Here is an 18,824-nt window from a genome sequence, read left to right as displayed (position 1 = left end):
GCGGCACGCCCACCGGCGCCGTCGGCACCGTCAGGTCCACCGTGCCCAGCTTCGGCGACTTGGGCGCCATCGGCACCGCGCCCAGCGTCGCGCAGTACGCCGCGAACGCCGCCGGATCCGCCATCGGCGCCGGCAGCACGTTGACCACCGTGATCGCCCCGATCGGCGAGACCGTCACGCACACCTGCGCCGACGCCTCCTCGTTGAGCGAGACGTTGCGCACGTTGCCCGCCGCCGCCAGCGGCGCCGCCGCGGGCAGCGCCAGCGCCGTCGGGTCCAGCGCCGCGCCCGGGTTCGGCGTCACGCCGTCGGCCAGCACTGGGTCCGTCGGGCTCGCGCCCAGCGGCCCGCCGGCGCTCGCCGGCGTCGCGTTGACCACGAACTGCATCACCTGAGCAGTCGTCGCCGGGTCCGCCGGCACCATCACCGGGAAACCGCCAAACGGCGCGTCCGCTCCGTTGTTGACCATCCGCACGATCGTCCCACTCGGCAGACCGCGGAAGTCCACCAGCACGTCCGCCCGCTCAGCCAGCCCCATCAGCAGCGCCTGCTGCGCGCTCGGCGCCACAACCACCCGTCCACCGGGTGTGCCGTCGTACACCGTCATCGTCCCCGTCTGCACCTTGGCCACGCTCGGCAGGAAGCCCTGCTCCGCGCCGATCTGGTAGAACGGCAGCTCCACCGCCGTCGTCAGGCCCGTCACCGGATCCACCACGAACAGCGCCAGGTTCAGCATCCGCGAGTTGCAGCCGTTGAGCAGCCGCAGCCGGTACTGCGCCGGCGCCACCTCCAGCTTCGGCCACGCCACGCCGTTGACCACCATCGTGTTGAAGAACGCCTCCACGTTCGCGATCGGCGCAATGTCCGTGGAGATCGGCGTCGAGCCCGTGAACGGCCCCGGGTACCCGTCGAAGAACGTCCGCGTCGCAGGATAGAACAGCGAACCGTCCGCGTTGAACGAACGGTCCTGGATCACCACCGGGATCTCGCGGATCGAGTTGCGCAGCGGATCCCCCGGCGTGTTCAGCCCCATGATCGGGTCGGCCGTCACCGGCGCCGGCTTCGGCAGACCCGTCGGCAGATCGTTCGCCCCCCCGCGCACCAGCCAGAACCCCGCCGGCCCCGCGTACACGTTGGTACGCGTCATACCCATCGCATGGTCGTGGAACCAGAGCGTCGCCGCTGCCTGGTCGTTGCGGTACTGGTAATCCGCGTACCCAAGCTTCGCGCCACGGGCGTGCCCGAGGGAGTCATCGTACAGGCTCCCCTCGGTCACGTACCCCGCGGGGATGTTGTTGGCCGCCGGCAGCCACCAGGCCTCCGGGAAGCCGTCGCTGTGCGAGTCCACGTGCGCACCGTGCAGGTGCACCACCGTCGGCACCGGACCGGTGTACGGCACCGGGTTGTTCGTGCGGCAGTCCGTCCCCGTCGCTGTCGCGCTCTCGGGCGTGCACCCCGTGCCCGTCGGGTTCGCCCAGTGCAGCGTCTGGTCCACCGGCAGCAGGTGCGGCAGGTAGTTGCACGCCGGGTCCGTCGCCGGCGTCAACGACGCCGCGCACGCCACCGGGTCCACCACCAGCTGGTTGCGCCAGCGCACCGACACCGGCGTGCTCGCCGTCGTCTCGATCGTGTACGCCGGGTAGTTGAAGTGCGAGAGCGCCGTGGGCGCAACCGCCGGCGACGGGTCGATCGTCGGCCCGTAGCTCCACACCCTCGTCGCCGGCAGCGGCGCCGGCAGGATCTGCTGCTGGAACTGGCGCACCGAGATGTCGTACTTGCACGCCGGGTCCGTCGCCGGCGTCAATGATGCCGCGCACGCCACAGGGTCCACCGGGTGCATCACCGCCGGAATCACCAGCGGCGTCACGTACTTGGTAATCGTCAGCGGATCGAGCGTCCCGCCCGGCAGTGGCACCGCGAGGGCGCTACCGGAGGGCAGTCCGGCCACCAGGGCGATGATTCCCAGCCCAACCGACAACCAGCTGCTGCGCGCTCCGGTCCTCGACATGACAGTCCCTCCCCCGCTCTTCCCTGACGTTCCCCGGATTCCCCTCGAATGCTGGCTTGCTCTGGGACATGGTGCGGATCGAAGGAGATCGAGCGGCTCTTGCCCGCCGGCTCGTGCGTTCCGACGCTGAAGACGCACCTTACCCCTTACTTTGAAGAACAAGAACATCCGCCCCTCGTGACCCTGCCCTTGGAAACTCGACTTCACGGGACAATTTGTGGAGGGGTATCCATTGTCTCAATGGGGCGTTCCCCTCAGTTTTCGTGCCCGACGAGGGAGCCAACGAACTCACACCCCCTTCCCGAGATTGCCGATTGCGGGAAGCGCCCCATTTCATCCGGGGCCTCGCCGTTCTATGTTTTGCGTGGGACAACGACGCTGCCCGCGCCGCGGGGCCGGGAGCAGGCGGGAGGACCCGATGGAGTGGCTGACGGGATTCATCGGCACACCGGGCGTCAACGCCGTGTTCCTCTTCGCGCTCATCGAGAACATGGGGCTCCCCATCCCAGCGTTCCCGGTGTTGATGCTGGCGGGGGCGCTCTCGCGCGCCGGCGGCGTGCCCGCCGCGTGGGCACTCTGTGGGGCGGCCCTCGGCGCCGTGGTGGCCGACGCCCTGTGGTTTCTGATCGGGCGCTGGCGCGGCCGGCGGGTGCTCTCCGCGATCTGCCGGCTCTCGCTGAATCCGGAAGCATGCGTGGAGGCTGCGGAGGGCCGCTTCGATCGACGCCGCGTCTCAACGATTCTCCTCGCGAAGTTCGTCCCGGGCTTGAACGCCGTCGCGCCGCCGCTCGCCGGAATCGCCGGCATGTCCCTGCCCGCCTTTCTCTTGATCGACGGGGCGGGATCACTTGCCTGGGCAAGCATCGGCGTCGGCAGCGGCTGGGTGCTTGGCGCCGCCGCCATCAGAAGCTTCGGCGCGGTGCGCGGGTACGTCGGGTGGCTGGTCTTCGGGGGAGTCGTCCTCTTCCTGGTCTGGAACGGCATCTCACGCTACTACCTTGTGCGCAAGTACTCCATCCCGCGCATCCCGGCCGACGAACTCTTCCGGAAGATCGCTCAGGGGGAGGACGTTCTCGTCGTCGACCTGCGCTCCGAGGCCTCCTTCGCGGCCGCCGCCGCCATGATTCCTTCAGCGGTCAGGTTCAAGCCGTCAGAAGTTCACCTCGCCGCGAAGAGCCTGCCACCGGACCGCGAGCTGGTCTTCTACTGCTCCTGACCGCACGAGGCTGCCAGCGCCAGTCTGGCGCGGTCATTGATCAAGGCGGGTCGCGCCCGGGTGCGCGCCCTCCGAGGCGGATTCGAGGCCTGGAAGGAGGCCGGATTCCCGACGCAGCCGATCATGCCCGAGGCTTGAGGCGCCCGCCCTCCCCGGGTCCCCCCCGGACCTCAGACGCGAAGCACGCTGTTCGTCGAGCCGAAAGCGTTCGGCACGCAGTCCGGACACGCCGGGTCCACGACCCAGGCGCCGTCGACGACGAACTTGTACTCGTGCCTGCCCGTCGGAACGTGCAGGGCGGTCGTGAAGTACCCGCTGTCCGGGCTCCCCTGCAGGGGATTCGCCCCCGGGTCCCAGTTGTTGAACGTGCCCGCGACGAACACCCGGTTCGTCGGTTCCGCCTTGAGCGCAAACTGCACGAGCTTCCCGGCGTTCGCTGCCAACAGTTTCATCGTCCGCGCTCCTTCCCCGGTTTCCGGCCGACCCTGGGCATACGCTTCTCTCGAAAAGTCTCCACCAAGGTAGTCCGCCGCGCGGGAGGTGCAAATGGGGCGATGTACCCACGGTGCGCCAGGCGGGAAGGGAAATGCCGCAGGCTTGGCAGAGCGACCGGCCTGCCCTGTCAACGACTCCGTCCTATCATGGAGATGGGGGTCGCCGGCACGGTGGGCACCGGCGAACCAGGACCGCGTCTTCCGCACGCTGGTCGGGGCGAGAGGATTTGAACCTCCGACACCCTGCTCCCAAAGCAGGTGCGCTACCAGGCTGCGCTACGCCCCGATTCCGTGCATTCGAGGCGCCTCGTTGGGCTGCGACTGCGTTGCCCTTCGCGCGCCTGCCTGCGGCGTACCGCAGTACGCCTCGGCATCCGCTTGTCGGGCGCCTTGTCTCGCTCCAACGATGCATCCTCTCATTGTCTCGTCACCGTTCACTTCGGGGCGCCTGCTTGGGCTGCGACTGCGTTGCCCTCCTTGGGCCTGCCTGCGGCGTACACGAGTACGCCTCGGCATTCCCTTCGTCGGGCGCCTTGTCTCGCTCCAAGCATGCATCCCCTCACTGTCCGATCACTTTCCAGTTGTCGAATTCTTCGCCAGGGAGAGCAGGCGGGGGGCGATCGCCCGCAGCGCCCTTCCCCGGTGGCTGATGGCGTCCTTCTCCGCGGCCGTCAGCTCAGCCATCGTCCGGCCGTCCGGCAGCAGGAAGACGGGATCGTAGCCGAAGCCACCGCTGCCCCGCGGCGCCACCGCGATCTCACCCTCGCAGGACCCCTCGGCGCTCTCCTCGCGTCCGTCCGGCAGGGCGACCACGGCCGCGCAGACGAACCGCGCCGCGCGCCGGCCGGCGGGCACGTCGCGCATCTCGCCCAGCAGCCTGCCCCAGCGCGCAGCGTCGCCGCCAGCCGCGTACCGCGCCGACAGCACCCCCGGCGCGCCGCCGAGGGCGTCCACGCACAGGCCGGAGTCCTCGCCAAGGGTCGGCAGCCCCGAACCGGCGGCCCCGGCACGCGCCTTGATCCGCGCGTTCTCGAGGAACGTCGCGCCCGTCTCCTCCGGCATCTCCAGCCCGGGGAAGTCCGCGAGGGTCAGCACCTCCAGGCCGCCAGCCGCGCCGGCACCGAGGATCGCGGCGATCTCGGCGGCCTTCTTCCGGTTGCCGGAGGCGACGAGAAGCCGCACCGCAGCCATCCCTACTTCTTCCCGACCGCCAGAGGCCCGAGCACTTCGGCCTGCAACGCAACCAGTTCGCGGATGCCGGCGCGCCCCGCCGAGCCCATCTCGTCGAGGCGGTGCCACGAGAAGGGCGCCCCCTCTGCGGTCCCCTGGATCTCGACGAGCCTCCCCGAGCCGGTCATGACGACGTTCATGTCGACCTCGGCGCGCGAGTCCTCCTCGTAGCAGAGGTCGAGGCGCACCTCGTCGTCGATCACCCCGACGCTGACCGCCGCCACGTGGTCGACCAGCGGCACGCGCGCGATCTTCCCTGCGGCGCGCAACTTCTCGAAGGCGAGCGCGACCGCCACGAAGGCCCCGGTGATCGAGGCGGTGCGCGTGCCGCCGTCGGCCTCGAGCACGTCGCAGTCGACCCAGAGGGTGCGCTCGCCGAACGCCGCCAGGTCGGTCACCGCCCGCAGCGAGCGGCCGATGAGCCGCTGGATCTCGTGCGTGCGCCCGCCCACCTTCCCGGCGCTCGATTCGCGCTGCATGCGGGTGTTCGTCGCGCGCGGCAGCATGGCGTACTCGGCCGTCACCCACCCGCGCCCCGTGTTGCGCAGGAACTGGGGGACCTTGTCCTCGACGCTCGCCGCGCAGAGGACCGTCGTCCCGCCCACGGTGATCAGGGCGGAGCCCTCGGCGTTGCGCTGGAACCCCGTCTGGATTTTCACAGGGCGCAGCTCGTGCGGTTCGCGTCCGTCGCTTCGCTTCATGCAGGCTCCTTCGTGTGGTGAGCGCGCATGATACCGCAACGGGCGCGGGCGCGAAAATACCCCCGCCCCCCGCCTCTTGCCAAAGAGGGGCAACGAACGTTGACAATCCCCGCCGGCGCCGGTAGAGGACGGGCATGACCCCGCCCGACGAAGCGGTCCCGCGCCCCGGCGCGTCGCGGACGCCCCTGCGCCGGCACGTGTTCCGCGCGGCGCTGCTGCTCGCGGCAGCCCTTCTGCTCTACGAGGGCTCGTTCTTCGCGCGCATCCTCTGGTGGCGCACCCACGCCCCGGGGACGACGGCCTTCATGCGCGCCCGGCTCGCCGAGCTGCGCCGGCGGGACCCGAGCGCGGCGCTCGACCAGACCTGGGTACCCTACGGGCGCATTTCCCTCCAGCTCAAGCGCGCGGTCGTCGCCGCGGAGGACGCGAAGTTCCTCTCCCACGAGGGCTTCGACTGGGAGGAGATCGGGAAGGCGCGCGAGCGCAACGAGGCGCGCGGGCGGGTCGTCCGCGGCGCCTCGACGATCACCCAGCAGCTCGCCAAGAACCTCTTCCTCTCCGGGCGACGCTCCTGGGCGCGCAAGGGGCAGGAGGCGCTCATCGCGCTGATGCTCGAGGCGGCGCTCGACAAGCGGCGGATCCTCGAGCTGTACCTCAACGTCATCGAATGGGGCGAGCGCACGTACGGCGCCGAGGCCGCGGCGCGGAGGTACTTCGGCGCCGGCGCGGCGGAGCTGACGGCGGAGCAGGCGGCCCGCCTCGCGGCCATGATTCCGAACCCGCGTTTCTACGAGCGACGCGGCGTCACCGGCTACCTCGCGCGCCGGAGCGACGTGATCCGCGCCCGCATGGAGCAGGTGCGCGCGCCGTAGCCGCTTTCCGCAGACTTCCGTCGCGCCTGTCGCGGCGCGCACACGGCGCGCGAATCTTGACAGATGGCGCCGCGACGCCGCTAAATACGCGGTGAAATGGCAGGGAACACCTATCTGCTTGTCGCCCTCGCGTCGCTGGCCCTCGGGCTGGCGGCCGGGGCGGTCATGCACCGCGCGGACTTCTGCCTCGCCGGCACGTTCCGGGACCTGTTCCTCTTCCGCCGCACCGGCGGGCTGCGCGCGCTGGCGCTGGCGGTGCTCGCGACAATGGTGCTCTTCGAGGCGGCCCGCCTGGCCGGCCTGCTCCCGAACTATCCCTTCCCGCTCTTCTACGCGCCGACCGCCGCCAACGTCGTCGGCGGCATCCTCTTCGGCGTCGGCATGGTGCTCGCCGGCGGCTGCGTCGTCGGCACGCTCTACCGCATGGGCGCCGGCAGCCTCGTCAGCGCGACGGCGTTTCTCGGGCTGATCGCCGGCAGCGCCGCCTACGCCGAGGTCTACCCCTTCTGGTCCGTCTTCCTGCGACGCGCGACGTTCTTTCCCGGCAAGGTGACGCTGCCCGAGATCCTCGGCGTCACGCCGACGATCCCGGTGGCGCTCGTCGCCGTCGCCGGCGCGGTCCTGCTGCTGCGCCGCGGTGCCCATGCCAAGCTGCAGGTCGTCTCGGCGGCCGCCGGCCACCTCCAGCCGTGGCTCGCGGGCCTCGCGCTCGCCGCCCTCACCGCCACCTCCGCCGTCGTCGTCGGCCTGCCGCTGGGCGTGACCACCTCGTACGCCAAGATCGGCGCGTGGCTCGAGCGACTGGCGGCCCCGGGGCACTTCGCCGGCCTGGCGCTCTTCAAGACCACGCCGCTCTCCTACCGTCACCCGCTGACCGGCGAGCTGCTCGCCGGCGGCCCCGGCCCGCAGTTCGACGCGCTGGCCGCGATCCAGTACCCGCTCGTGGCCGGGATCGTCCTCGGGGCCGCGCTCTCCGCGCTGGCGCTCGGCGAATGGCGCCTCGGCCGCGGCGTCCCCCGGCGCCAGCTGATCTCGGGGTTTGCCGGCGGGGTCGCCATGGGCCTGGCCTCGCGCATGGCGCCCACGTGCAACGTCTGGCACCTGCTCGGCGGCCTGCCGATGCTCGCCGCCTCCAGCTTCCTCTTCCTCGCCGGCCTGTTCCCGGGCGCCTGGGTCGGCGGGCGGCTGCTGACGACCGTGGTGGTCCCGGGGACGACGCCACCGCCGCGCGCGAGGTGACCATGGAGACCATCGAGTTCGACATCCGCGGGCAGATCTGCCCCTCGACGCTGCTCATCGCCCTGCGCGAGATGAACGCGCACGAGCCGGCCCTGCGGGAGGGGCGTGCACGCCTGGTGTTTCTCACCGACAACCGCGACTGCATCACGACCATCCCCGAGAGCGCACGCAACATGGGGTACGCCGCGACGGTCGAGCGCCGCGGCGGCTGCTACGCGATCGAACTGCGCCGTGGCTGACCCGAAGGACGCCGCCGCCGGAACCGCCGCCGAGGTCGCGCGGCTGCGCGCGCTGCATGAGCGCTCGATACACTACATCCGTGACAAGATCGACGAGCTGCTGCGGGTCATGGGGACTGCGCCCCTGCGCCCCGAGGAGCTCGACGACGAGACGCTCATCGCGCTCGACCCGATCGGGATCGTCGCGGGCTCCTTCCGGCAGGTGCTGGCGCACCTGCAGCAGACCAACGAGCAGCTGCGCTTCGCGCGCGAGGAGCTGCGCGCCATCTTCGACTCCGCGGGGCTCGGCGTGCTGGTCATCGACCGGGAGCAGCGCATCCTGGCGAGCAACGAGAAGCTGCGCGAGCAGTTCGCGGCCGGCATCCCCGAGACCGAGGTCCTCGGCCGCTGCTGCCGCGACGTCGTCTGCAAGAGCGACCGGCCGGAGCGGCCCTGCCCGTTCATGGGCACGTTCCGCACGGGGGAGGCCTTCCGCTTCGCGGACTGGCCCGTGGGCGGACGGCACTACGACGTCGTCGAGACCGCGCTGCGCAACGCCGCGGGGGAGGTCACGGGCGCCGTCCTCGTCTACGCCGACATCACCGACCGGATCAACGCGGGCAACGCGCTGCAGGCGAGCGAGGAGCGCTACCGCGACCTGTTCGAGACGACGACCGACCTGATCATGAGCGCGCGGCTCGACGGCTCCCTCGAGTACGTCAACCCCGCCTGGTGCCGCACGCTCGGGTACACCGAGGAGGAGAGCGCGCGCCTTTCCCTCAGCGACCTGCTCCACCCCGAGTGCGACGACGGGTGCCGCAACCGCATCGCCACGCTGCTCGGCGGCGGCAGCGGCGGCAAGGTGCACACGATGCTCCTGGCGAAGGGCGGCCGCAAGGTCGTGCTCGAGGGCGACGTCAGCCTCGTGCGCGACCAGGGCCGCCCCATCGGCATCCGCGGGATCCTCCGGGACGTCACGGACAAGGAGATCCTCGAGGAGGAGCTGCGCCGGCGCGAGAAGCTCGAGTCCGTCGGCCTGCTCGCGGGCGGCATCGCCCACGACTTCAACAACATCCTCACGGCGGTCCTCGGCAACATCAACCTGGCGATGACGGCGGGCCCTCCCCCCCCCCTGCGCGAGCGCCTTGTGGAGGCCGAGAAGGCCACCCTCGCCGCGCGCAGGCTGACGCAGCAGCTGTTGACGTTCGCGCACGGCGGCGCCCCGGTCAAGCGGCTCACCGCCCTCGCCGACGTCATCCGCGACCAGGCGACGTTCTGCTGCCGCGGCTCGCAGGTCACCTGCGCCGTCGCGGTCGACCCCGCGCTCCGGGCCGCCGAGGTCGACGAGGGGCAGATCGGCCAGGTCGTGCACAACATCGTGCTCAACGCCGTGCAGGCCATGCCCGAGGGCGGCACGGTGCGGGTGGAGGCCGCCAACGTCCCCTCGGGGGTGGCCGAGGCGCCGATCCTCGGGGCCGGGGCGTACGTCCGCATCTCGGTGCGGGACAGCGGCTGCGGCATCCCGCGCGACGACCTCCAGCGGATGTTCGAGCCCTACTTCACGACGAAGGCGGGCGGCACCGGCCTGGGACTGGCGGTCAGCTACTCCATCGTCCGGCAGCACGGCGGACACATCCTCGTGACCTCCGAGCCGGGGCGGGGCTCGACCTTCTCCGTCTACCTGCCCGCCAGCGCCGAGACGCCGCCGCCCGCGGGGGAGGAGCGACAGACGCTCCATGCCGGGCGCGGGCGCGTCCTCGTCATGGACGACGAGGCCATCGTGCGGGAGATCGCCGTGCAGATGCTCGGCGCGCTCGGCTACGACGCCGAGGCGGTCGGGGACGGCGCGGCGGCGCTCGCCGCCTGGGAGCAGGCGCGTGCCGCCGGGCGGCCGTTCGCCGCGGTGATCATGGACCTCACCATTCCCGGGGGCATGGGCGGCAAGGAGGCGGTCGGCGAACTGCGCCGTCGCGACCCCAGGGCGCGGGCCATCGTCTCGAGCGGGTACTCCAGCGACCCGATCATGGCCAGCTACGCGGAGCACGGCTTCTGCGGTGTCATCGCCAAGCCCTACCGCCTGAGCGACCTCTCCGACGTGCTGCGCGCGGCGACCGGCCGGAGCAGCGGCGCCCCCGCCTAGGGCGCGCGCCCTCCCGCCGGCTCTCCGCCCATGCCCCTTCCCCCCTTCGGCGCCACGAGCAGGGTCGGGCGCTACACCCAGCGCGTCTGGCTGCGCGCCGCCGTGCTCGACGGCGTCGTCCTCGGCATCTCGCTGCTCAACGAGTACGTCGCCAAGAAGACCCTCGGCGCCGGGGACGCGCTGCTGACGGCGCTCGTCGTCGGCCCGACGGCCGCGCTGCTCTTCGCGGCGTGGTGGTCCGGCCTGCTCGCCGGGCGCGAGAAGTCCTCCACCTTTCTCGTCTTCGGCCTCCTCGGCCGGCTCTCGCTGCTGCTCGTGTCGCTCGCGACGAGCGCCGCCGCGTTCACGGCGGTGCTCGGCACGGCGACCTTCCTCTCCGGCGCGATGGTCCCCGCCGTCAACTCGCTGCTCCAGCGCAACTTCACCGCGGCCGAGCGCGGCCGCGTGCTCGGCCTCGGCAGCGCGCTGCAGGCGGTGACCACGATCGCCGTCTCCCTCGTCATCGGGCGGCTCTACGACTGGCGCCCGGACGCCTACCGCTGGGCCTACGCCCTCGCCGCGGTCTGCGGCTTCTTCTCGTGTCTCGCCCAGGCCCGCGTGCGCTTCCGCGCCCGTCCCGGCGACCCGCGGGAGCGCCCGCTCTTCGCGGCGGGTTTCGGGCGGTCCCTGTCCAGGGCGCTGCGCCGCCCCTTCGCCGGGGCGCTCGGGCTGCTGCGCGAGGACCGCGGCTTCCGCCGCTACGAGATGGGGTTCATGGCCTACGGACTGGCCTGGATGATGCTGCAACCGACCATCCCGGTCTTCCTCGTCGAGCGCCTCGACGTGGCCTACGCCGACGTCGCGAACGCGCGGGGGCTGATCTACTACACCATGATCGCGGTGCTCTCGCACCCGTTCGGCCGGCTGCTCGACCGCGTCGGCCCGCTCGTCGTCTCGCGCCTGGCCTTCGCGGTCCTGGCCGCGTTTCCGCTGGCGCTCGCCGCGGCGCGCGGGGTCGGCGCCGTGTTCGCCGCCTTCGTCGTCTTCGGCGTCGGCATGGCCGCGGTGAACCTCGGCTGGACGACCGGTCCGATCCACTTCGCGCGCGAGCGCGACTCCTCCGGCTACATGGGGGCGCACGTCGCGCTCGTTGGCGTGCGCGCAATCATCGGCGGACCGTTCGGCATCTGGCTCTACCGCGCGAGCGGCTCGCCGGCGGCGACCTTCGCGGTCACCTCCGCGCTCTTCCTGCTCGGGGCCCTGATCATGGGGACGGCCGCACGGCTGCAGCGACACGATCCGCGCCTGCGCGCGGATCCGGCAGGGTAGCACCTGTCGATACGCCTTGAGTCAAAGTGATCACGTCGGCACAGGAGGACTTGTCAAGACCCACGCGACGCACGCGCCGCGATCGCGGCACGAGGAAGTGCCGGGCAAGACGAAGAAAGGTAACACGTCTGCTCTTGCTGATCCGCGCCTGCGCGCGGATCGTGCAGGGTAGCACCTGTCGATACGCCTTGAGTCTCTCCGCGCGTACGCGCGGATGTGGGCCGGCACTCGCGATTCGACATGCCCCGCGGCGATGCTGCACAATAGCTGCATGCGCGGTATCACCCCCACGGCTGCGGCCCGGCTGAAGTTCGCCGCCCTCATCGCGGTTGCGATCGGGCTGATCGCGGCGGAGCGGGCGCTTCCCGTCGGCGAGCACCTGCACCGCGCGCTGGCGTGGGTCGCGGGGCTCGGGCCCGCCGGCGCCGTCGCCTTCGTCGCCATCTACGTTGCCGCCTGCGTCCTGATGCTGCCCGGCTCGGTGCTCGGGCTCGGGGCGGGCGCGATCTACGGGGTCGCGCGGGGGACGGCGATCGTTTCGGTCGCCTCGACGCTCGGGGCCACCGCGGCCTTCCTCGTCGGACGCCACCTCGCGCGCGGCTGGGTGGCGCGCCGCATCGCCGGCAACCCGCGCTTCGCGGCGATCGACGCGGCGGTCGGGCGCGAGGGCTGGAAGATCGTCGGCTTGACGCGCCTCTCCCCCGTGTTCCCGTTCAACCTCCTGAACTACGCCTACGGCCTGACCAGCGTGCGTCTGCGCGACTACGTCCTCGCCTCGTGGGCCGGCATGCTCCCCGGGACGCTGCTCTTCGTCTATCTCGGGTCGCTCGCCGGGTCGCTCGCCACTCTCGGGGCGGCCGAGGCCCGGCGATCGCCCGCCCAGTGGGCGCTCTTCGGCGTCGGCCTGGCGGCGACCGTCGCCGTCACCGTCCTCGTGACCCGGATCGCGCGGCGGGCGCTGGACCGGAGGATCTGAACCAGCGACGGGCCGGTGCGCGGACGGAAGGAGGCGGCATGGCTCGCTTCGAGTACGACATCGGGATCATCGGCGGCGGCGCGGCCGGCCTGACCGTGGCCGCCGGCGCCGCGCAGCTCGGCGCGAAGACGCTGCTCATCGAGCGCTCGCCGCGCCTGGGCGGCGACTGCCTGCACGTCGGCTGCGTCCCCTCGAAGGCGCTCGTCCGCGCAGCGGGCGCGTGGGCGCTGGCGCGCAGGGCCGCGGAGCTCGGCCTCCCCGCGCTGGAACTGCCGCCCGTGGACCTCGGCGCGGTCATGGACCGGGTGCACGCGGTCATCGACCACATCCAGGAGCACGACTCGCCGGAGCGCTTCTGCCGCCTCGGCGCGCAGGTGCGCTTCGGGGCGGCGCGCTTCGTGGACGAGCACGTGGTCGAGGCCGACGGCCGGCGCCACTCGGCGCGCGCGTGGGTCGTCGCCACGGGGTCGAGCCCGGCGCTGCCGCCCGTGGAGGGCCTCGCGGGCGTGCCGCACTGGACCAACGAGAACCTCTTCGCGCAGCGGACGCTGCCGCCGCGCCTGCTCGTGCTCGGCGGGGGGCCGACCGGCCTGGAGATGGGGCAGGCGCTCGCGCGCCTCGGCGCGCGCGTGACGCTCGTGGAGTACGCCGACCAGGTGCTCGGAGCCGAGGACCCGGACGTGGCGGCGGTCGTGCGCGCCCGCCTCGAGGCCGAGGGGATGACGATCCTCACGGGGACGCAGGCGCTGCGGGCCGAGGCGGGGGGCGCAGGCGTGCACCTCACGGTCGCCCCCGTCGCCGGTGGCGGCCCGCGGGTCCTGGAGGCCGAGGCGCTGCTCGTCGCGACCGGCAGGAGCCCGAGCGTCGCGCGCCTGGGGCTGGAGGCCGCCGGCGTCGAGTACACGGCGCGCGGCATCCCCACCGACGCGCGGCTGCGCACCAACGTGCGGCACATCTTCGCCTGCGGCGACGTCCACGGCAGGTTCGCCCTGACGCATGTCGCCGGCTACGAGGCGTCGGTCGCGCTGGCCAACGCCGTCCTGCGGCTGCCGCGACGCGCCGACTACGCCCGGGTGCCCTGGTGCACCTACACGGAGCCGGAGGTCGCGAGCGTCGGCCTCAACGAGAGGCGGGCGCGCGAGCAGGGGGTCGCCTTCCGCGTCCTGCGCGAGGAGTTCGCGCACAACGACCGCGCCCTGGCCGAGGGCGAGCCGGCGGGGATGATCAAGGTCCTGGTGAGCCCCAGGGGCGCCGTCCTGGGCTGCCAGATCGCCGGCGCGCACGCGGGCGAGCTGATCCACGAGTGGGTCGCGGCCCTTGCCGGGGGCGCGCGCCTCTCGGCGCTCGCGCGCGCGATCCACGCCTACCCGACGCTCGCGGAGATCTCGCAGCGCGCCGCGGGCTCCTACTACGCGGAGCGGCTCTTCAGCGCCCGCACGCGCGGGTTGCTCTCGCTGCTCTTCCAGCTCAAGGGCCGGGCCTGCGGGCCGCCCCGCAGCTGAGCGCCTCCTCCTGCTTGCGCCGCCAGTCGCCGTGTAGCGCGCGGCGCGCGGCCAGCTCCGAGAGCAGGCGGCGCACCAGGGGGTCGAACGGGCGGGCCGGCTCGCCGGCCCACGGCGTCCCGGGCAGCGGCAGGAAGGCGTGGACGTGGATCACCGCCCCGGCCGCGGCCAGCTCGCGCGCCAGGGCCGCGCTGAGGCGCCGGTCCTCCTCGCGCTCGCCGGGCAGCCCGAAGATCAGGTCCACGTAGGGAACGAGGCCGCCGCGGACCGCGTGACCGACCGCGCGGCGCACATCGTCGACGCAGTGTCCGCGCCCGAGGGCCTCGAGCTGCGCGGGGCTGCCGGACTGCGCGCCGATGACGAGCATCGTGTTGGCGGCGTAGCGGCGCACGAGGGCCACCGCCTCGGGCGTCACGAACTCCGGCCGCACCTCGGAGGGAAAGCTCCCGAAGAAGATCCGCCCCGGCCGCGGCAGCGCCTCGCGCACCGTCGCCAGCAACTCCTCGAGCCGCGCGGGCTCGGGGCCCCCGGCCCCGCCCGTCCCCCAGGCGAAGGCGTTCGGCGTGATGACGCGCACGTCGCGCACGCCGTTGGCCGCCAGCAGCGCGACGTGGCGCGCGATCGAGGCGGCGGAGCGGTGGCGCATGCGCCTCCCGAGGTGGTACGAGGTCTGGCAGAAGGGGCAGCCGAACGGGCAGCCGCGCGAGATCTCGATCGGGCCGAGCTTGTGGTGCGCCGCCGCGAACGACGGGAAGGCGTCGAGGTCGATCGGGGCGCGCCGGCCGGTGGGCCGGACAGCACCGCCGGGGCCCGAAAGCGCGAGGCCCGCGATCCCGTCCAGGGACCCGCCTTCACCCCACGCGCGCACGAGCTCGCGGAACGCCTCCTCGCCCTCCCCGACCACCGCGACGTCGAAGCCGAGGGCGATGGTCCCCGCCGGGTCGCCGCCCGCGTGCGGGCCGCCGGCGACGAAGAGCAGCCGGCCGGCCGGCACGCTCCGGCGCAGCTCGGCCACCAGGGCGCCGGCCCGCGGGGCCAAGGTGCTGAGCAGGGAGAACGCGACGATAACCCGCCCGTGCGCGGCTGCGAGCGCGGGCACGCACTCCAGCAGCGCAGCCTCGGTGCGCAGGAAGTGCAACTCGGGGGGGTCGAAGCCGCCGCACGCCTCGAGCGCCCCGGCCACGGCGTTGATGCCGTAGCGCACGGTGCGCGGGTAGAAGAACGCGATCGCAGGTGCCGGCACGGGGCCTACTCGCCCCGGCGGATCTTTTCCTTCTTGCGCTCCCCGCGCTCGCGCAACCGGGCGATCTCGGCCTTGATCTGCTCGTCGAGCTTCCGGGCAGCCTCGGCGTCCCCGCCGGCGTAGGCAGCGCGCAACCGCTCGGCCGCCATGATCTCCTGCTCGGCGACCTTCGCCTTCGTCTCGGCCTCGATCTCGGCAATGGCCGCCCTCTGCTCGTGGGTGAGCGGGACGACGTCCCCCTCCTTCGCCTTGAGCCGCTCCAGCGCCAGGTCCAGCGCGCTCTTGATGCCGGGCGCCGCGTCGTCCTTCTTCTTCGCCATGGCCCCCTCCTAGCCGATCACGGTGATGCCGGGGTCCCCGGACTCGACGTGCCCGACGACCGCGACCCACGGCATCCCCGCCGCGTGCAGGTCGCGCACGTACTCGCGGGCCTGCACCTCGGGGAGCGCGACGAGCAGGCCGCCGGAGGTCTGCGGGTCGAACAACACCTCCTGCCGCTCGCGGGACAACGGCGCGCCGAAGCGCAGCCTCTCCCCGCACAGGGCCCGGTTGCCGGCGTTCGAACTGGTCCCGACACCGGCGGCGTACATCTCGACCGCCCCGGGGTACAGCGGGAGCGCGCCGAAGCGCAGCACGAAGCGGACTCTCGACCCGGCCGCCATCTCCATGCCGTGGCCGGCGATGCCGAAGCCCGTGACGTCGGTCAGCGCGTGGACCTCGTGGCGCAGCGCCGCCTCGCACGCGACCTTGTTGAGCGCCGCGGTCGCCGGCAGCACCTCGCGATCGAGCTCGGTCGCCGGGTACTTCCCCGCGCGGTTGGCGTTGAAGATGACCCCGTTGCCCAGCGGCTTGGTCAGCACGAGCGCGTCGCCGGGCCGGGCCCCGACGTTGGCGAGCACGCGATCGGGGTGCACGACGCCCGTCACCGCCAGCCCGTACTTCGGCTCGGGGTCCTCGACGGAGTGGCCGCCGGCGAGGCACGCGCCGGCCTCGGCGACCTTCTCGGCGCCGCCGCGGAGCATGTCGCGCAGCAGCCCGACGTCGAGCTGCTTCACCGGGAAGTTGACGAGGTTCAGCGCGATGACCGGCCGGCCGCCCATGGCCCAGACGTCCGAGAGCGCATTGGCGGCGGCGATGCGGCCGAACCAGACGGGGTCGTCGACGACCGGCGTGATGTAATCGACGGTCGAGATCACCGCGACCTCCGGCCCCAGCCGGTAGACTGCGGCGTCGTCCGCCGTGTCGAAGCCGACGAGCAGGTTCGGGTCCGCCGCGCGCGGCAGCCCGGCGAGCACCTCCGACAGCACGGCCGGAGAGAGCTTCGCCGCTCAGCCGCAGGTGCGGGAGACCCCCATCAGGGTCTTCTTCTGGCCGATCGAGAGCATGCGATCACCTCCCCGGCGGCTATCCTAGCAGAACGGCGGCGGCAGGGGCGGTCAGGACGCGGGAACCACGTAGCGCCGGTGCCGCCGGCGCACGCGATCGCCCTCCGTGCGGTAGTTGGCGCGGAAGAAGCGCTCGAACTCCTCGACGGTCTCGAACTCCGCGATGTTCTCGGCGTCGTGGTCCGCGCGCTCGCAGCTGTCCGTCCCGTATTCGCGGCAGAGCTGCGGGCGGTGGTCGTAGTCGCGGCAGCTGCCGTCGGGGCCGAGGTTCCGGCAGTCGGTGCCCACCTGGACCCACCAGTCCCCGTCGCGGTCGATGTAGACGCACACCTTCGTGTGCGCGAGATACCAGCGGATCAGGTCGCGATCGGCGCGCTCCTTCGGCGGATCGAGGGCGGCGGCGACGTAGCGGCAGCAGAGCGCCCCGCACGAGTGGCAGGGGTGCCCGTGCGCGAGCGCGTCGGCAACCGTCTTCGAGCGCCTGGCCATGGCGGGCGATTCTTGCCGCCAGCACCGGCACTTGTCAACACTCGCCGCGCTCTGCCATTATCCTGGGCGTGCACGAGACCCCGTGGTTCTTCCCCGTCGTCGCCGCGCTCTTCGGAGCCGTCGTGGGCAGCTTCCTCAACGTCGTGATCCACCGCCTCCCCGCCGGCGAGTCCATCGTCCATCCCGGCTCGCGCTGCCCGCGCTGCGGCGCACCGATCCGCCCGTGGGACAACATTCCGGTCTTCGGCTGGCTCGCGCTGCGCGGACGCTGCCGCGACTGCCGCGAGCCGATCTCGGTGCGCTACCCCCTCGTCGAGCTGGCCAACGCCCTGCTCTGGGCCGCGCTCGCGCTGCGCTTCGGCCCCGGCCTGCCCTTTCTCGCCTTCGCCGCCTTCTGCTCGGCGCTGCTGGCGATCACGATGATCGACGTCGACCACTGGATCATTCCCGACGCGATCACGCTCCCCGGGGTCGTCCTCGGCCTCGTGGCGAGCTTCGTCATGCCGCCGCGCGAGAGCCTGCTCGCCGACCTGCTCTACGACCGGCTCGGCCTCGCGCGGCTCCCCGCGCCGCTGGCCTCGCCGGGCTTCTGGGACTCGCTGGCGGCGCTGCTGATCGGCGGGGGCTTCTTCTACCTGGTCGCTGTCATCAGCCGCGGCGGCATGGGCGGCGGCGACATCAAGCTCACCGCCATGATGGGGGCGTTCCTCGGGCTGCGCGATCTCGGCGTCGCGGTCTTCATCGGCCTGCTCTCGGGCTCGGCCGTGGGCATCGGCCTGATGATCGCCGGGCGCAAGGGCCGCCGGGACCTCATTCCCTTCGGGCCCTTTCTCGCCCTCGGGGGCGTGACCGCGGTCTTCTGGGCGCGGCCGCTCGTGGACTGGTACGTGCACCTGCGTGGCTTCTGACGGGAGGGACGAGGAACGTGTATTACTCCGCCATCACCGCGACGTTCTCCGCCGCGCACGCCCTGCGCAACTACCAGGGCAAGTGCGAGCGCCTGCACGGGCACAACTGGAAGATCGAGGTGCTCACGGGCACCGACACGCTCGATCCGGCCGGCATGGGGCTGGACTTCACGGTGCTCCGCGAGCGGCTCGGCGCGGTGCTCGCCCACCTCGATCACCGCTTCCTCAACGACCTGGAGCCCTTCCGCACATGCAGCCCCTCCTCCGAGCTGATCGCCCGCCACATCTTCGAGCAGCTCGCCCCGGCGATCGACGATGGGCGCGTGCGCCTGGTCGGCGTGAAGGTCTGGGAATCCGAGGGTTCGTGGGCGGAGTACCGCCCCTGAGTACCCCGATCCCATGGGCGGTGGCACAGCCGATTCGCCGGGGTACTCCCATAGGGGCTACTGCCCCTCTGGCGCTCCGGGACACTCCTCTTCGTCGCGTCACTCCGCTGTCACCCCGCCGGGGGCCAGCCGTGGCCCCCGGCATCCCCCACGGAGCGCGCCAGACCGTTCAAACGGTTCGTTACGGTACGTGCCAAGTGGCGCGCTGACGGTCGCGGTCGTCGGCGCCGGCCCCGCGGGCCTCGTGGCCGCGGGCGAGGCGGCGGGCGCCGGGGCGCAGGTCACGCTGCTCGAGGGCGGGGAGCGGGCCGGCCGGAAGCTGCTGCTCACCGGCAAGGGCCGCTGCAACCTCTCGAACACGCTGTCGATCGAGGAGTTCATCGCGGGCTTCGGCACCAACGGCGCCTTCCTGCGCAACGGCCTGCACCGCTATTTCACGGCGGAGCTGCGGGCGTTCCTCGCCACCATCGGCGTCGAGACGGCGGTGGAGCGCGGCGGGCGGGTCTACC

19 protein-coding genes and 1 tRNA gene are annotated in these 18,824 nt (G+C 72.5%); 11 read left to right on the top strand and 9 right to left on the bottom strand.

Going from position 1 to position 18,824, the window contains the following annotated elements:
• Window positions 1–2,008: copper oxidase (locus tag VI078_16735; protein ID HEY6000934.1), on the bottom strand; the 2,008-nt coding region annotated here is incomplete at its 3' end.
• Window positions 2,009–2,426: 418 nt separating this feature from the next.
• Between VI078_16735 and VI078_16730 the strand changes: the two genes are divergently transcribed.
• The gene (locus VI078_16730; GenBank protein HEY6000933.1) at window positions 2,427–3,224 is read left to right on the top strand and encodes a VTT domain-containing protein; all 798 of its coding nucleotides are present in this window, start codon (window positions 2,427–2,429) and stop codon (window positions 3,222–3,224) included.
• A 170-nt stretch (window positions 3,225–3,394) separates the two neighbouring features.
• Here VI078_16730 and VI078_16725 read toward each other — a convergent pair whose 3' ends face one another.
• The 4 genes from VI078_16725 to rph all read right to left on the bottom strand — a co-directional run bounded on the left by VI078_16725 (window position 3,395) and on the right by rph (window position 5,649).
• The gene (locus VI078_16725; protein HEY6000932.1) at window positions 3,395–3,676 is read right to left on the bottom strand and encodes a glycogen-binding domain-containing protein; all 282 of its coding nucleotides are present in this window, start codon (window positions 3,674–3,676) and stop codon (window positions 3,395–3,397) included.
• A gap of 251 nt (window positions 3,677–3,927) precedes the next feature.
• A tRNA-Pro gene (locus VI078_16720) sits at window positions 3,928–4,004 on the bottom strand.
• 284 nt (window positions 4,005–4,288) lie between these two features.
• Window positions 4,289–4,909, bottom strand: coding sequence for an RdgB/HAM1 family non-canonical purine NTP pyrophosphatase (gene rdgB, locus VI078_16715; GenBank protein HEY6000931.1), 621 nt, complete (start codon window positions 4,907–4,909; stop codon window positions 4,289–4,291).
• A 2-nt stretch (window positions 4,910–4,911) separates the two neighbouring features.
• Window positions 4,912–5,649, bottom strand: coding sequence for a ribonuclease PH (rph, locus tag VI078_16710; protein ID HEY6000930.1), 738 nt, complete (start codon window positions 5,647–5,649; stop codon window positions 4,912–4,914).
• Between the two features lie 134 nt (window positions 5,650–5,783).
• Here rph and mtgA point away from each other — a divergent pair, with 134 nt between their 5' ends.
• The 7 genes from mtgA to VI078_16675 all read left to right on the top strand — a co-directional run bounded on the left by mtgA (window position 5,784) and on the right by VI078_16675 (window position 13,904).
• Window positions 5,784–6,521, top strand: a complete 738-nt coding sequence (gene mtgA, locus VI078_16705) for a monofunctional biosynthetic peptidoglycan transglycosylase (protein HEY6000929.1) — start codon at window positions 5,784–5,786, stop codon at window positions 6,519–6,521.
• Window positions 6,522–6,617: 96 nt separating this feature from the next.
• A complete protein-coding gene (locus VI078_16700; GenBank protein ID HEY6000928.1) occupies window positions 6,618–7,760 on the top strand; it encodes a YeeE/YedE thiosulfate transporter family protein in 1,143 nt (380 codons plus the stop codon).
• A gap of 2 nt (window positions 7,761–7,762) precedes the next feature.
• Window positions 7,763–7,999: a sulfurtransferase TusA family protein gene (locus VI078_16695; protein ID HEY6000927.1), complete on the top strand. Its 237-nt coding sequence runs from the start codon at window positions 7,763–7,765 to the stop codon at window positions 7,997–7,999.
• On the top strand, window positions 7,992–10,118 hold the full coding sequence (locus VI078_16690; GenBank protein ID HEY6000926.1) for a PAS domain S-box protein: 2,127 nt from the start codon (window positions 7,992–7,994) through the stop codon (window positions 10,116–10,118). Before VI078_16695 ends, VI078_16690 begins: the two co-directional genes overlap by 8 nt.
• 30 nt (window positions 10,119–10,148) lie before the next feature.
• Window positions 10,149–11,426 (top strand): MFS transporter, encoded by a 1,278-nt coding sequence (locus VI078_16685; GenBank protein ID HEY6000925.1) that lies wholly within the window; start codon window positions 10,149–10,151, stop codon window positions 11,424–11,426.
• Between the two features lie 271 nt (window positions 11,427–11,697).
• Window positions 11,698–12,402, top strand: coding sequence for a TVP38/TMEM64 family protein (locus tag VI078_16680; protein HEY6000924.1), 705 nt, complete (start codon window positions 11,698–11,700; stop codon window positions 12,400–12,402).
• A gap of 38 nt (window positions 12,403–12,440) precedes the next feature.
• On the top strand, window positions 12,441–13,904 hold the full coding sequence (locus VI078_16675) for an FAD-dependent oxidoreductase (GenBank protein ID HEY6000923.1): 1,464 nt from the start codon (window positions 12,441–12,443) through the stop codon (window positions 13,902–13,904).
• Here the strand turns inward: VI078_16675 and VI078_16670 are convergent.
• The 4 genes from VI078_16670 to VI078_16655 form a co-directional block, all read right to left on the bottom strand.
• A complete protein-coding gene (locus tag VI078_16670; protein ID HEY6000922.1) occupies window positions 13,870–15,147 on the bottom strand; it encodes a TIGR04013 family B12-binding domain/radical SAM domain-containing protein in 1,278 nt (425 codons plus the stop codon). The genes VI078_16675 and VI078_16670 overlap by 35 nt on opposite strands.
• Before the next feature lie 5 nt (window positions 15,148–15,152).
• Window positions 15,153–15,467, bottom strand: coding sequence for a hypothetical protein (locus VI078_16665; protein HEY6000921.1), 315 nt, complete (start codon window positions 15,465–15,467; stop codon window positions 15,153–15,155).
• Between the two features lie 9 nt (window positions 15,468–15,476).
• Entirely contained in the window at window positions 15,477–16,502 is a 1,026-nt protein-coding gene (selD, locus tag VI078_16660; protein HEY6000920.1) for a selenide, water dikinase SelD, read from the bottom strand.
• Window positions 16,503–16,583: 81 nt separating this feature from the next.
• The gene (locus VI078_16655; protein ID HEY6000919.1) at window positions 16,584–17,021 is read right to left on the bottom strand and encodes a YkgJ family cysteine cluster protein; all 438 of its coding nucleotides are present in this window, start codon (window positions 17,019–17,021) and stop codon (window positions 16,584–16,586) included.
• A 68-nt stretch (window positions 17,022–17,089) separates the two neighbouring features.
• Here VI078_16655 and VI078_16650 point away from each other — a divergent pair, with 68 nt between their 5' ends.
• From VI078_16650 to VI078_16640, 3 genes are all read left to right on the top strand, one after another.
• Window positions 17,090–17,929: a prepilin peptidase gene (locus VI078_16650; GenBank protein ID HEY6000918.1), complete on the top strand. Its 840-nt coding sequence runs from the start codon at window positions 17,090–17,092 to the stop codon at window positions 17,927–17,929.
• 17 nt (window positions 17,930–17,946) lie between these two features.
• Window positions 17,947–18,315, top strand: a complete 369-nt coding sequence (gene queD, locus VI078_16645; protein ID HEY6000917.1) for a 6-carboxytetrahydropterin synthase QueD — start codon at window positions 17,947–17,949, stop codon at window positions 18,313–18,315.
• A gap of 190 nt (window positions 18,316–18,505) precedes the next feature.
• On the top strand, window positions 18,506–18,824 hold a 319-nt coding region (locus tag VI078_16640; protein ID HEY6000916.1), incomplete at its 3' end, for an NAD(P)/FAD-dependent oxidoreductase.

The sequence above is a fragment of the bacterium genome, from assembly GCA_036524115.1.
Classification (GTDB): Bacteria; JAUVQV01; JAUVQV01; order JAUVQV01; family DATDCY01; genus DATDCY01.
The sequence above is the reverse complement of the archived record's forward strand: the minus strand, read 5'-3'. Positions and strand labels throughout refer to the sequence as shown.